The sequence below is a fragment of the Novosphingobium sp. NBM11 genome (genome assembly GCF_015390225.1).
Taxonomy (GTDB): Bacteria; Pseudomonadota; Alphaproteobacteria; order Sphingomonadales; family Sphingomonadaceae; genus Novosphingobium.
The window spans coordinates 2,901,791-2,915,182 of sequence record NZ_VUOG01000001.1; the positions used below are offsets into that span (position 1 = coordinate 2,901,791).

Annotated in this window: 15 protein-coding genes; 5 read left to right on the forward strand and 10 right to left on the reverse strand. The window is 66.9% G+C overall.

The genetic code is table 11. The features are described 5' to 3' along the window. Nucleotides 1–5: 5 nt before the first annotated feature. The 6 genes from F1640_RS14080 to crcB are packed head-to-tail and all read right to left on the reverse strand — an operon-like array spanning nt 6 to nt 3,780. Entirely contained in the window at nt 6–701 is a 696-nt protein-coding gene (locus F1640_RS14080; protein WP_194919740.1) for an ATP12 family chaperone protein, read from the reverse strand. Beyond that, nucleotides 698–922, reverse strand: coding sequence for a hypothetical protein (locus F1640_RS14085; protein ID WP_125954789.1), 225 nt, complete (start codon nt 920–922; stop codon nt 698–700). The genes F1640_RS14080 and F1640_RS14085 overlap by 4 nt, the downstream gene beginning before the upstream one ends. Continuing rightward, entirely contained in the window at nt 919–1,593 is a 675-nt protein-coding gene (locus tag F1640_RS14090) for an HAD-IA family hydrolase (protein WP_194919742.1), read from the reverse strand. The genes F1640_RS14085 and F1640_RS14090 overlap by 4 nt, the downstream gene beginning before the upstream one ends. Then, nucleotides 1,590–2,192 carry an FMN-binding negative transcriptional regulator gene (locus tag F1640_RS14095; protein WP_194919744.1) on the reverse strand — a complete coding sequence of 201 codons (603 nt, stop codon included), beginning with the start codon at nt 2,190–2,192 and terminating at the stop codon, nt 1,590–1,592. Before F1640_RS14095 ends, F1640_RS14090 begins: the two co-directional genes overlap by 4 nt. After that, nucleotides 2,192–3,382, reverse strand: coding sequence for an RluA family pseudouridine synthase (locus F1640_RS14100; RefSeq protein WP_125954792.1), 1,191 nt, complete (start codon nt 3,380–3,382; stop codon nt 2,192–2,194). The genes F1640_RS14095 and F1640_RS14100 overlap by 1 nt, the downstream gene beginning before the upstream one ends. Then, a complete protein-coding gene (gene crcB / locus F1640_RS14105; RefSeq protein WP_194919745.1) occupies nt 3,379–3,780 on the reverse strand; it encodes a fluoride efflux transporter CrcB in 402 nt (133 codons plus the stop codon). The genes F1640_RS14100 and crcB overlap by 4 nt, the downstream gene beginning before the upstream one ends. 212 nt (nt 3,781–3,992) lie before the next feature. On the opposite strand from crcB, the gene rpsU reads away from it, so the two are divergent. The 5 genes from rpsU (at nt 3,993) to gatB (ending at nt 8,446) form a co-directional block, all read left to right on the forward strand. Beyond that, complete coding sequence (rpsU, locus tag F1640_RS14110; RefSeq protein ID WP_091145878.1) at nt 3,993–4,199, forward strand: 30S ribosomal protein S21; 207 nt, start codon at nt 3,993–3,995, stop codon at nt 4,197–4,199. Between the two features lie 185 nt (nt 4,200–4,384). Next, nucleotides 4,385–4,963, forward strand: coding sequence for an FKBP-type peptidyl-prolyl cis-trans isomerase (locus F1640_RS14115; protein WP_124807818.1), 579 nt, complete (start codon nt 4,385–4,387; stop codon nt 4,961–4,963). 95 nt (nt 4,964–5,058) lie between these two features. After that, on the forward strand, nt 5,059–5,361 hold the full coding sequence (gatC, locus tag F1640_RS14120) for an Asp-tRNA(Asn)/Glu-tRNA(Gln) amidotransferase subunit GatC (protein WP_124807817.1): 303 nt from the start codon (nt 5,059–5,061) through the stop codon (nt 5,359–5,361). After that, nucleotides 5,361–6,857 carry an Asp-tRNA(Asn)/Glu-tRNA(Gln) amidotransferase subunit GatA gene (gene gatA / locus F1640_RS14125; protein WP_194919746.1) on the forward strand — a complete coding sequence of 499 codons (1,497 nt, stop codon included), beginning with the start codon at nt 5,361–5,363 and terminating at the stop codon, nt 6,855–6,857. Before gatC ends, gatA begins: the two co-directional genes overlap by 1 nt. 95 nt (nt 6,858–6,952) lie before the next feature. Then, the gene (gene gatB / locus F1640_RS14130) at nt 6,953–8,446 is read left to right on the forward strand and encodes an Asp-tRNA(Asn)/Glu-tRNA(Gln) amidotransferase subunit GatB (RefSeq protein ID WP_194919747.1); all 1,494 of its coding nucleotides are present in this window, start codon (nt 6,953–6,955) and stop codon (nt 8,444–8,446) included. 37 nt (nt 8,447–8,483) lie between these two features. Here gatB and F1640_RS14135 read toward each other — a convergent pair whose 3' ends face one another. From F1640_RS14135 to F1640_RS14150, 4 genes are all read right to left on the reverse strand, one after another. After that, the gene (locus F1640_RS14135) at nt 8,484–9,236 is read right to left on the reverse strand and encodes a hypothetical protein (RefSeq protein ID WP_125954794.1); all 753 of its coding nucleotides are present in this window, start codon (nt 9,234–9,236) and stop codon (nt 8,484–8,486) included. A gap of 27 nt (nt 9,237–9,263) precedes the next feature. Beyond that, nucleotides 9,264–9,908, reverse strand: a complete 645-nt coding sequence (locus tag F1640_RS14140) for a hypothetical protein (protein ID WP_194919748.1) — start codon at nt 9,906–9,908, stop codon at nt 9,264–9,266. A 165-nt stretch (nt 9,909–10,073) separates the two neighbouring features. Continuing rightward, on the reverse strand, nt 10,074–10,370 hold the full coding sequence (locus F1640_RS14145) for a hypothetical protein (RefSeq protein WP_124807812.1): 297 nt from the start codon (nt 10,368–10,370) through the stop codon (nt 10,074–10,076). A 47-nt stretch (nt 10,371–10,417) separates the two neighbouring features. After that, nucleotides 10,418–13,333: a pitrilysin family protein gene (locus F1640_RS14150; RefSeq protein ID WP_194919749.1), complete on the reverse strand. Its 2,916-nt coding sequence runs from the start codon at nt 13,331–13,333 to the stop codon at nt 10,418–10,420. Nucleotides 13,334–13,392 lie beyond the last annotated feature (59 nt).

The window sequence follows — 13,392 nt, forward strand, 5'->3', positions numbered from 1 at the left end:
GCGGTTTAAGCCCGCGCAAGTTCCGCGAAGCGGGTTGCCGCGCGGAACGCCGCGAAGCGCTTGTCGCGCCGGTCCTGCGCCTCGGCATCCTTGCCCCAGAGTTCGGCCTGCCAGTCTTCCTCGAGATTGGCGGCGTTCCACAGCGCTTCCACGTCCGCGCCCGGCGCGATCGCGGCAAGGCCCAGCGTAAGCGACGCGGCCAGGCTGGCGGTGTTGCGCAGCGCCGCCAGCGCGAAGGCGTCCAGCCCCTCCAGTTCGCCGGCGATGCGCTCGATCGCCTCGGGCGGCTGCGGCCGGTGCATCACGCCCGAAACGCGGTGGAAGCTCACGCCGATGCGCGTTTCCATGGCGGAGAGCAGCGGTTCCCACACCGCGCGCTGGCGCGCCGCCAATGGCTCGTCCGGCTCGGCGCGATAGCACAGCGTATCGGTTTCGGCATAAGGCAGCAGTTCGCCGATGGTGCGGGCGCGTTCGGGGGCGACCACATCCAGCGCGAAATCGGCCATGTCGCGCAGGTGGAAGCGGGTGCTGTCGATCTCTTCGCCCTGATCGGCCCACTCCGCTGCCATGGCCTCGGCCAGCGCGCGGGCGGGGACGATCTGGGGGCGTCCGCCGACGGTGCGGATGCCGCGCCCGTCCAGCGCCACGCGAAAGCCGCCATCTTCGGCGACAACGGTCACGTCCTTGTAGAAACGCTTCATTCGGGGCTCCGCCAGCGCTTTGCCAGCAGGGGTGGCAGCGCGAAGAAATCGGCAAGACCGGCGGCCATCAGGACATAGCCCGCCGCTTCGGGCAGGCCCGCCAGCCACCCGACCTTACGCGATGCGACAAGCGCGCCGGCCAGCACCAGCAGTGTGCCGGAAAGGCGGACCAGTTGCAGGATGGCGAAACGGGCGATGGCCGGGTCGCGCTCGGCGCTCATTCCATGCCTTTCAGCAGGGCGCGCAGTTCGACCATGGTGGTGGCCACCGCTTCGGCGCCCGCGTCGAACAGTTCCGCCGGATCGTGATAGCCCCAGTCCACCCCGAATGCCCGGATGCCCGCATTGCGCGCCATTTCCATGTCATAGGCGGTATCGCCGATCATGGCGGTGTGCGCGGCGCTGGCGCCGGTGGCTTCAAGGCAGGCTTCCACCATCGAAGGATGGGGCTTTGAGGGATGCCGGTCGGCCGTCTGCAGCGTAACGAAGTGCCCGGCAAGGCCATGGGTGGCCAGGCAATGGGCAAGGCCCCGGTCGCTCTTGCCGGTGGCGACGCCCAGCAGCCAGCCAGCGTCCGCCAGTTCTTCCACCAGCGCGGCGATGCCTTCGTAGAGCGGCTCAGCCGCGGCGCCGGCCTCGCGCCGGGCGCGGAAGGCGTCCTTGTAGTATCCGGCCAGCGCGGCGTGATCGCGGTCCCCGCCTTCAGGGTGCAGGCGGCGCATCGCCTCGTGCAGCGAAAGGCCGACGATCCTGCGGGTTGCCGCGCGATCGGGTGGAGTCAGGCCGGCGGTGGCAAAGGCCGCGTCCATGGCCGCGCAGATATCGGCCTGGCTGTCGACCAGCGTGCCGTCGCAATCGAAGATGGCAAGGCGCAAAGGCGCGTCGGACGTCATGGCACCAGCCTCCTCATCAGTTCGGCGATGGCGGGCGATCCTTCCGCCTCAAGCCCCGCCGCCACGCGGGTGCGTTCGTCGGCCGGCTTGTTCTGCGAAAGCTTGAACGTGGGCCGCCAGGCCAGCACTTCCATCTCGAAGCCCACGATCGCGCCCATCATCTGCCGCAGTTGCGGTTCGGGTATCTTGTCCATCGTCCAAGGCGTGGCATCGGCGATGCGCGCCTCATGCCGCGCGGAAAGCCCTTCCAGCAGCGCGCGCAGGCCATCCTGATCCATGCGCCGCACGCGCCCTTCCAGTTCCAGCGCCACGTAGTTCCACGTCGGCACCTGCGCGGCATCGGTATACCAGCGCGGGCTCACATAGCCGTCCGGCCCGTTGACCACCGCCAGCGCCATGGCGCCATCCAGGTGGCGGGTCAGCGCGTTGCCGCGCGCGAGATGGAACTGCACCGCGCCGTCGCCGGTCGAAAGCAGCGGCGTATGCGCCACGCGCGGCCCGTCCGGCGTGGTCAGGAACACCATGCCGAATCCGATTTCCGCTATCAGCGCTTCGTGCAGATCGCGATCGTCGCTGCGGAAGGCGGGGTTGGGATGCATCAGCGCTTGGGCGTGCGGGGCGATGGCGTCTTGCGTGCCGCCGGCTTCTTTGCGGCGGGCTTCGCGGCGGCGCGCTTGCCCGTCGGCTTGCGGCCGGTGGGCCCATCGGCCCGCTTGCGCCGTTCGCCGCGCCGCTCCTTGCGGTACTGCTTGGCATGGGCCTTGGCCGCGCGCTTCTGTTCGTCCTTCTCGTCGACCAGCTTGACCGGTTCGAGCGGGAGATCGCCATCCGCTTCGTCAAAGCCCAGCTGCGCCATGCTGGCCGCGAAGTGCTCAGGCAGCGGCGCGGTCACATCGATCAGGTCGCCTTCGGGATGCTCGATGCGCAGGCGGCGGGCGTGGAGGTGCATCTTGCGGCTGATGCTGCCGGTCAGGAACGCCGCCTGTCCGCCATATTTGCCGTCACCCACGATCGGATGACCGATCGCCGCCATGTGGACGCGAAGCTGGTGGGTGCGGCCGGTCAGCGGCTGGAGTTCCACCCAGGCCGCCCGGTTGCCGGCGCGATCGACCACGCGGTAGCGGGTGCGCGCCGTCTGACCCTGGCCGCTTTCATCGACCATCATCTTCTCGCCACCGGTGCCCGGCTGCTTGGCCAGCGGCAGTTCGATCAGTCCGTCCGATATATCGGGAATGCCCGTCACGAGCGCCCAGTAGATCTTCCTGGCCGACCGGCCGGAGAAGCGCTTGGAGAAGAATGCCGCGCTGCCGGGCGTGCGGGCGATCAGCAGGACGCCCGACGTGTCCTTGTCGAGCCGGTGGACCAGGCGCGGGCGTGGTCCCTTGTCCTCGGCGTAGGCGTCGAGCAGGCCGTCGACATGCTCGTGCGTGCCGCTGCCGCCCTGCGTGGCGAGGCCGGGCGGCTTGTTGAGCACGATCGCCGCGCGGTCCTTTTCCAGCACCATGGATTCGGCCAGCGCGATTTGCTCCTCGGTCAGCGGCTTGCGCGGCCGGGCGCCCTTGCTGCCCGCCAGAGGGGTGGTCCCGCCTGGCGGCACGCGCAGCACCTGGCCCTTCGCCAGCCGGGTATCGACATCGGCGCGCTTGCCGTCGACGCGGATCTGGCCGGTGCGCGCCCAGCGCGAAACCGTGGCGAAGCCCACTTGCGGCAAATGGCGCTTGAACCAGCGGTCGAGCCGGATGTCGTCATCGTCGTGCGCGATGGTGAACTGGCGGACTTCCTCGCTCATGCCGCTGCCCGCATCACGAAAAGGCCCAGGAACAGCCCGGCGATGCCCGTCGCCAGTGAACCCGCCGCATAAGCCGCGGCCGTGCCCATCAGCCCGCGTTCGAGCAGCAGCGCGGTTTCGAGGCTGAACGAGGAGAACGTGGTGAAGCCGCCCAGCACGCCCACCGCCAGCAGCAGCCGCCAGGCTTCGCCGGCCGCGCCATTCCGGGCAAGCCAGCCCGCCAGCAGTCCCATCAGCAGGCTGCCCGCGACGTTGATCGAAAAGGTGGGCCAGGGAAAGGCCGCGTTGGGGCCGACGATGCCCATCACGAGCCGTCCGGCATGATAGCGCAGCACCGATCCACCGGCGCCGCCAGCGGCGACCAGCAGCGTGGCCTGCAAGGTTGAGGGAGGATTCATGGTTGCGGCCTTAGACGTTCAGCGGCTCCGGGGGAAGGGCGGGGGAACGATCAGGGCGCGAGTTTGCTTGCCTTTCGTTTGACGCACTGCTAACGGGCCGCCGGTTGGAGCCGGTCCAGCATGGATTCGGCCCCGTTCGTGTTTCCCGAATCACGGTGACCCCCGCATGATAGGCGGGCTCTCGCCTGAAGCTGTTTGAGGTGTGTCGGTTTATGCAGATTCTCGTTCGCGACAACAATGTCGACCAGGCTCTTCGCGCGCTCAAGAAGAAGCTGCAGCGTGAGGGCGTGTATCGCGAAATGAAGCTGCGCCGCCACTACGAAAAGCCTTCCGAAAAGCGCGCCCGCGAAAAGGCGGCTGCTGTTCGCCGCGCCCGCAAGCTGGAGCGCAAGCGGCTGGAGCGCGACGGCGCCAAGTAAGGTTCGGGCGGCGGAAGAGACGTTGGTCTCATCCGCCATCTAGCCTCTTGCCGCGACGGCCCGGCTGGGCCAAGAGGGGCGCCGTCATCGCGGCGCCCTTTCGCACATCTGGCCCTTGCGGCCGATGGCGATTCGCGCCTTACCGCAGGGAGAGCCTCAGACCGGGGCGCTCAAAAGGGGAAGCAATGTCCGAAATCACGCGCGTTCCGCTGCAGCCTGTTGCGCAGGGATCGGTCACCAAGATCTGGCTTGGCGTTGCCGTGGCCGCTTTGATCGGGATCGGCGGGGCCTATGCCGCGCGGCCGCAGCACTTTGCGGCGGTCTATGTCGAGGCGGTCAAGCAGGGTGAAGGCGAATCGCCGAAGACGGGCGATGTCGCGCTGGTGAACTATGTCGGGCGGCTCGCGTCCACCGGCAAGGAATTCGATCGCGGCGAACGTGTCGCCATGCCGGTCGATGGGGTGATCCCCGGCTTCTCCAAGGGCCTTCAGATGATGAAGCGCGGCGGCAAGTACCGGCTCGAGATTCCGGCCGCCGATGCCTATGGCGATCGCCCGCAGACCAACCAGGGCACTGGCGAAGTGGTGATCCCGGCCAACAGCGATCTGGTGTTCGAAGTCGAACTGATCGATTTCAAGAGCGCCGCCGAGTTGGAGCAGCAACGCCGCGTCCTGCAGCAGATGCAAGGGATGCAGGGCATGCCCGGCGGGCCGCACGGTGGCCCGCATGGCGCGCCGCCCGCCGGGGAAGCCCCGCAGCGCTGATCGCGCGTCTCCGTCCGTTCGCTTGAAGGACGCCGCGCGCGATGCTAGCGCGCGGCGTCCTTTGTTTTTCCGTTTGTCCAAGGCAGGGAAATCCCATGTCCGTAGATACCGCCACGGTGGCGAAGATCGCCTCGCTGGCCCGCCTCAAGGTTACCGAACCGGAGCTTGAGGCGATGGTCCCCGAACTCAACGGCATTCTCGCCTGGGTCGAGCAACTGGGGGAAGTGGACGTCGCCGGCATCGAGCCGATGACCGCCGTGATCCCCAATACCCTGCGCCTGCGCGATGACGTGGTGAATGCCGATCCGCTGACCGGCGGCGGCATTCGCGATGCCGTGCTGGCCAATGCGCCGGCGGCCGAACACGGCTTCTTTGGCGTGCCCAAGGTGATCGAATAATGCCCAATAACGCAAACGAACTGACCGAACTTGGCATCGCCGCGATCCGCGAAGGCGTGGCGAAGGGCGAATTCACCGCCACCGAAGTCGCCACCGCGTTCAACGCGGCGGTCGCGGCGGCGCAGCCCGCGCTCAACGCCTTCATCGTCACCACCCCGGACAAGGCGCTGGACGCCGCCGCGAAAGTCGATGCCGATCGCGCTGCGGGCAAGGCGCTGGGCAAGATGGCGGGCGTGCCGATCGGCATGAAGGACCTGTTCGCCACCAAGGGCGTGCAGACCACGGCCGCCAGTCGCATCCTCGAAGGCTTCACGCCCGAGTATGAAAGCACGGTCAGCAGCAAGCTGTGGGATGCGGGCGCGGGGATGCTGGGCAAGCTGAACCTTGACCAGTTCGCGATGGGGTCGTCGAACGAGACCAGCGCCTTCGGCAACGTGATCTCGCCCTGGCGCCGCCCCGGCGATACCGCGCCGCTGGCGCCCGGCGGTTCGTCGGGCGGTTCCTCGGCCGCCGTCGCCGCGCGCCTGGCACCGGCCGCGACCGGCACGGACACCGGTGGATCGATCCGCCAGCCGGCGGCCTTCACCGGCATTTCGGGCATCAAGCCGACGTATGGCCGCTGCTCGCGCTGGGGCATCGTGGCCTTCGCCAGCTCGCTCGACCAGGCCGGGCCGATGGCGCGCGACGTGCGCGATTGCGCGATCATGCTGGAAGCGATGGCAGGGTTCGATCCCAAGGATGCGACCAGCCTCGATCTGCCGGTGCCCGCGTGGGAAGCGGGGCTCTCGGGCGACCTGCGGGGCAAGAAGGTCGGCATCCCGCGCGAATACCGCATGGACGGCATGGACCCGGACGTCGCGAAATCGTGGGACGACGGTATCGCCTGGCTGAAGGACGCGGGCGCGGAGATCGTGGACATCTCGCTGCCGCACACCAAGTACGCGCTGCCGACCTACTACATTATCGCGCCGGCCGAAGCCTCATCCAACCTCGCGCGCTATGATGGCGTGCGCTATGGCCTGCGCGAACTGCCCGACGGCGCGAACCTGCAGGACATGTATGCCGCCACGCGCGCGGCGGGCTTCGGCGCGGAGGTCAAGCGTCGCATCCTGATCGGCACTTATGTGCTCTCGGCCGGGTTCTATGATGCCTATTACACGCAGGCGCAGAAGGTCCGCACGCTGATCAGCCACGACTTCAAGAACGCCTTCACCGAAGTCGACGTGATCCTGGCACCGACCGCGCCGACCGCCGCCTTCGCGCTGGGCGAAAAGAGCGACGATCCGCTGGCGATGTACCTGAACGACGTGTTCTCGGTGCCCGCCAGCCTTGCGGGCCTGCCGGCGATGTCGGTGCCCGCCGGAGTGGACCGCAACGGGCTGCCGCTGGGCCTGCAGATCATCGGCAAGGCGTTCGACGAACAGGGCGTGCTGAACGCCGGACTGGCGATCGAGCAACGCGCGGGGTTCTCGGCCAAGCCGGCGAAGTGGTGGTAATGGACGTCACCCCGGCGCAAGCCGGGGTCTCGGGCCTGAAGGTCCGACCCAGATCAACGAGATCCCCGCCTGCGCGGGGATGACGGAAGAACGAGATGAGCAGCTATCGCATTCAGGGCGCAACGGGGGAATGGGAGGTCGTGATCGGCCTCGAAGTCCATGCGCAGGTCACGTCCAACGCCAAGCTGTTCTCGGGATCGGCCACCGCCTTCGGGGCCGAGCCGAACAGCCAGGTTAGCCTCGTTGACGCGGCGATGCCGGGGATGCTGCCGGTGCCCAACCGCGAATGCATCCGCCAGGCGGTGCGCACGGGCATGGCGATCAACGCGCAGATCAACAAGTGGTCGCGCTTCGACCGCAAGAACTACTTCTACGCGGACTTGCCGCAGGGCTACCAGATCAGCCAGCTCTACCACCCGCTGGTGGGCGAGGGCACGATCGAGATCCAGCTCGACGACAAGGACCCCGAAAGCACCAAGACCATCGGCATCGAACGCATCCACGTGGAGCAGGACGCGGGCAAGCTGATGCACGATCAGCACCCGACGATGTCCTACGTGGACCTGAACCGCTCGGGCGTGGCGCTGATGGAAATCGTCAGCCGGCCTGACATGCGCTCGCCGGCCGAGGCGGGGGCCTATCTCACCAAGCTGCGCACGATCCTGCGCTATGTCGGCTCGTGCGATGGCAACATGGACCAGGGCTCGATGCGCGCCGACGTCAACGTCTCGGTCCGCCGGCCGGGCGAACCGTTCGGCACGCGCACCGAGACCAAGAACGTCAATTCGGTGCGCTTCGTCATGCAGGCGATCGAGCACGAGGCGAACCGCCAGGTCGACGTGCTGGAGAGCGGTGGCAAGATCGTGCAGGAAACCCGCCTGTTCGATCCGGACAGCGGCTCCACCCGCTCGATGCGCTCGAAGGAAGACGCGCACGATTACCGCTACTTCCCCGATCCGGACCTGCTGCCGCTGGAACTGGACGATGCGTTCCTGGAGGAATGCCGCGCCAGCCTGCCCGAACTGCCGGACGCCAAGCGCCACCGCTACGAAACCGTGCTGGGTCTCTCGCCCTACAACGCCGGCGTGTTGACCGCCGACGTTGAAACCGCGCGCTGGTTCGAGAAGCTGCTGGCCGAAAGCGCGGGCAAGCAGGGCAAGGGCGAAGCCGACGTGGCGAAGCAGGCGGCCAACTGGCTGACCTCCGAACTGTTCGGCGCGCTCAACAAGCTGGGCCGCGGCCTTGAGGATTCGCCGGTCAGCCCCGAAGGCGCGGCCGAACTGCTGGCGCTGGTGGGCGATGGCACGATTTCCGGCTCGATCGCCAAGCAGGTGCTCGAAAAGATGCTGGAAACCGGCGACGGCGCCGCCGCCATCGTCGAGCGCGAAGGTCTGAAGCAGACCAGCGACACCGGCGCGATCGAAGCGGTGGTGGACAAGGTGCTGGCTGACAACGCCGACAAGGTCGAACAGTACCGGGGCGGCAAGGAAGCGCTGTTCGGCTTCTTCGTGGGCCAGACGATGAAGGCCATGCAGGGCAAGGCCAACCCGCAGCTGGTCAACGAACTGCTGAAGAAGAAGCTGGGGTAACGTTCCGGCCCGCGCTGTGCGGGCCGGAACCCGTCAATCAGGATTTGGCCGGCGTGCGTGGCGCCTTGCGTTCGTTGTTGGCGTATTCCTGGAAGTTCTTCTTGAACACGGCGACCAGCTCGTCGAGCGCGGCCACGGCGTCTTCGCCTTCCTTGGGCGGGAACAGTTTCAGGCCGTTGCCGCCCCAGGCCTTGTATTCGAAGGCGATCTTCTCGCCGGCCCCGAAATCGCGCACCATGAACAGGGTTCGCAGCGAGCGACCGTAAATGGCGGCTTTCTGGTAGAAGACGTCAGCCACGATCAACTCGGAATAGCACTTGCTCGGGGATTCCCCGCGGCGTGTCTTGACCGAGTTCATGGTGTGGCGGTCGACTGGTTGCGAATGCGTGATGATCGTGGTGCCGGGCGTCAGCTTCAGTTCCGTCCGCAGATCCAGCGCCTGCAGCGCATCCAGCTGGCTCGGACTGTCGAGGGCGCTGGCCAGCAGCGTGCGGTTGGTGGCATCCCGGTTGCCGTGGATCGCGGCATCCAGCAAGCCTCCGCCCAGCAGGCCGGTCGTCATTGAGGTCATTCGTTGCGCGGGCCAGATATGCAGTTCGCACCCATCCGCCGCGACATCGGCAGGAGGATGCGCAATGACCTCGACCGGAGCCGGAGCGGGTTGAGCCGTGGCGGTCTGGTCAGGCACGGCGGCCGCCGGGGCAGCCGCCGCCCCCTGTTCCTGTGCGCAGGCGTGCTGCACGCTGCCGGCAAGCAGCATCGTTCCGAGCACAAGGCCTGGATATTTCATTCGTACCCCCCTCTTATCCTGGTTCGGTCAATGTTTGCGCTTCGGCGGGGCGGCCAGCATCCTGCCGAAATCGGTCAGGCTTTTGCCAAAGGCCGCAGACAGTTCGGCGACAGCATCCGCAGGATCCGCATCGCTTTTTGCCGGCGGGAACTGGGTGAGTTTCTCGGTCGCAATCGTGCCGAACGTGCGGGTCGGCGTATCGCCGGCGTCAAATCTGCGGAAGCGCACGAGCGTCTTGAGATAGGCACCGCTGAAGACATCTGCCTGAAAGAAGACGTCATCGATGGCGAGTTCCGCGTAGCAGGGCGGACTGTTCGCGAGAATGCGGCCAACGGTGCCACGCAACACGCGGCTTTCCAGCGGCTGATCGTGCAGAACCGTCCGGAAGCCGGGCAGGCCGAGGATGGCTGGCAGATCCTGGCTGTTCAGGATTTCCACCTGTCGCGCGGTAGTCAAAGGCTGATCGGGCAGTTTCGGATAGCCAGGGCGGCCCTGGACGGAGCCGTCGACGATGCCGCCATGCACCCAGCCGTAGTAGGTAGAGCGCAACGGGCCGGATGGCCATACATGCAATTCGCAAAGGGCGGCGGCGGTGCCGGCGGTGCTTTCCGCCGCGTACGCCGCATGCAGCGGCGCCAAAACGGCCGCCAAGGCCCATAAAATCGTCCGCATCGTCGCCCCCCCCCTGCAACGCCCAGTATACCTGTGGCGGAAAGCCAACAATGCCGATTTTACCTATCGCGTTTGCCGCGCAGTACGCTGATTGGCGCCATCTTCACGACGACGCGGATGGACACAAGTTGCGCCCATCCGCGTAAGGAATCGTGGAGACTTCGTTCAGGCGCGCGTCCCGTTCATCGGGAAGGTGCCGAACATGCCGGCGGTGACCGAACCAGTCAGCGCGTCGCCATCGACGGTGGCCTTGCAGTCCAGCGTCATCGGCATCGGTACGGTCATCTTCATCTGCCAGGTCAGCGTGTTGCCATCGACCTTGCCGTTTTCCACCGCCATCGTGCCGGTGGGGCCGGCGTTGCTGCCGGTGAAGGTATCGCCGCTGACTTCGACGGTGAACTTGCTCGACTGATCGCCCATCGGCGTCTTGGTCACGCAATCATAGGTACCGGCAACAGACATGGTTCTCTCCCGTTAACGGCTCGCCGGCAAGCGCCGACGACGCCCTCTCATTTGCTACCTACATTGCTGTCAATAGCAAGCGATTCGACTGGCAGGCCCAGCGCTTCCAGTTGCGGCCGCACCTTGGCGGCATCGCCCACCACCACATAGACCAGCTTGTCGGCCGAGATTGCGGCGCGGGCGGCGGCGTCCGCCTGCTGCGCGGTCATGCTGCCATAGCGGCCGGCGAGCGTTTCGTAGTAGTTGTCGGGCCGCTTGTTTTCGATGATCGAACTCACGCCATCGAGCACCGAGCGCGAGGTTTCGAACATGCCGGGCAGTTCACGCGCGCTGCCGCTGGTAGACCACTTGATCTCGTCGGCGGTCACGCCCTTCGCGCCGAGGAAGCCGGTGAGTTCCTTGCGCAGTTCGGCAATGGCGGGGCCGGTCTGGTCGGTCTGTACCGGCGCGATGATGCGGAAGGGGACGCGGTCCTCCCTTTCGACCACGCCGCTCGACACGCCATAGGACCAGCCCTTGGTTTCGCGCAGGTTGGTGTTGATGCGTGAGAGGAAGTTGCCGCCGAAGATGTCGTTGGCGGTGCGCAGCGCCAGCAGGTCGTCGGTGCCCTTCGCGTCCAGCACTTCGCCCGTCATGATGACGGATTGAGGGGAGGCGGGCCGGTCGATCAGGATGATCCGCGGCTTCTGGACGGGAACCGGCACCGCGAAGTTCTTGACCGGGGCGGGTTCGGCCGGCGCTTTCCAGGCGCCGAAGCTCTTTTCCAGCAGTTTGGTGACTTCGGCCAGCGTGGTATCGCCGACCACGAAGACGCTGGCGGTATCCGGGCGGAACCACCGCTTGTGGAACGTGGCCAGATCATCGCGAGAGAGGCGCGCGACGACGGCCGGATCGCCGGTTCCGGTGGCGGGAATGCCATAGGGGTGCTGCGGTCCGTAGAGCGTCGGGTAAAGCACCCGGAACGCCAGCGAGGTGGGGTCCTTCATCTCGCCGCTGATCGCCGTGAGTTGCTGGGCACGCACGCGCTCGAGTTCGCGGGCATCCAGCGCCGGATGCTGGATATAGTCCGCCAGCAACCCCAGCGAGGCAGCGAGATTGGGCGTAACTGCATCGAGCTGGAACGACGTGGTATCGGGGTTCGCGCTTCCCGAGATGCTGGCGCCCAGCCGCTCGCGTGCCCGCGCGAACGCCGAGGAATCGAGCGTGGTCGTGCCTTCGTTCATCAGCTTGAGCAGCAGCGCTTCGGTGCCGAGCGCGTTCTTGGGATCGGCGGCATAGCCAGCGTCGAAGCTCACGCGCACCGATACCGCCGGCACGTCGGCGCGACGGGCGAAATAGACCTTCATCCCGTTGGGCAGGGTGGCGCGTTCGATCTTCGGGAACACCAGCGGGCTGAGCTGCCCCACGGGCGGAAGCTCCGACCGGTCGGGCGCGCTGGCCCCCGCGCCCGATGCCGAATCATCCGCAAAGCGCGGATCGCGCCAGAAGGCGGGGCGGGCGGACGGGCTCTTGGGATCGGTCAGGAAACCGCCACGGTGTTCGCCGCCTTCGGTGCGTGTGCCCGGCTCCACCGTCAGCGCGAACGTGGGACGCGAAAGCCATTTCCGGGTCACGTCGCGAACCTGCGCGGGCGTCAGCGCGGCCGCGGCGTCCAGTTCCTTGCGATAGGCGCCAGCATCGTGCTGGTAGAGCAGGCCTTCGGCGAGCGTGGGCGCCTTGCCGCTGCCGCCGCCCACCGATTCCAGCGCGCGGATCTGCCCGGCGGCAAACGTCGTCGCAGCGCGTTCCAGTTCGTCCTGCGTCGGCCCTTGGGCAAGGAACCGCGCCACTTCGGCATCGAGCGCGGCGCTGACCTTCGCCGGATCGGTGCCGGGCTTCACGTCGGCAAAGACCTCGAACTGCCCGCCCTGCGCGAAGATCGAGGTACTCGCCGATACCGATACGGCAAGCTGCTGCTGCCGGACGAGCGCGTCATCGAGCCGCGAGCTGGCAAGCCCGCCAAGAACCGCGCCCGCCATCTGCAGCGGCAGGTATTCCGGGTTGTCGAGGCCGGGGATCGTCCAGACGCGGTAGATGCGGGTGGTGGCGATCTGATCCTTGATCGTCTTGCTGACCGGCGCGGGCAACGTGGGCACCGGCACGGATACCGGCTGCACCGCCGGGCCGGCGGGAATGGCGCCGAACCATTTGGCGACCTTGGCCTTGGCCGTGGCGAGATCGATATCGCCCGCCAGCACAAGGATGGCGTTGTTCGGGCCGTAGTGGTCGCGGAACCAGCCTTTGACGTCTTCGAGCGAGGCCGAGTTCAGGTCGTCCATCGAGCCGATGGTGGAATGATGATAGGGATGGCCCGAGGGATAGAGCGTCTCCAGCTCCTCGTACTCGACCATGCCGAACGGCTGGTTGTCGCCCTGCCGCTTCTCGTTCTGAACGACGCTGCGCTGGTTATCGAGCTTTTCCTGGGTGACCGCGCCCAGCAGGTAGCCCATGCGGTCGCTTTCCAGCATCAGCGTGCGGTCGAGCGCGGCCGTCGGCACGGTCTCGAAATAGTTCGTGCGGTCGAACCACGTCGTGCCGTTCATGTCGGTCGCGCCGACCTGCTGCAGCGGTTCGAAGAAATCGCCGGGCGCATGTTCGGACCCGTTGAACATCAGGTGTTCGAACAGATGCGCGAAGCCGGTCTTGCCCTTCGGTTCGTTCTTGGAGCCGACCGCGTACCACACCGAAACCGCGACCACCGGCGCCTTGCGGTCGGTATTGACCAGCACCCGCAGGCCGTTGGGCAGGGTGAAGCTTTCGTAGGGGATGGTCACCCGGTTGACGAGATCGGCGACGGGGGCGGGCTTGATGGCCTCTGCCGGCGCCGGCTGCGCGGCGGCCGCGGGCTGCGTTCCGGTGAAAGCGAGAGCGGCGGCGATGGCGATGGCGGAGACGAACTGCGAAGCGGAATGCATGCGGGCCATGGGTTATCCTGTGGGAGACTCTGTATCCTTTGTAACCGTTTCAGAAACCGATGCCATAC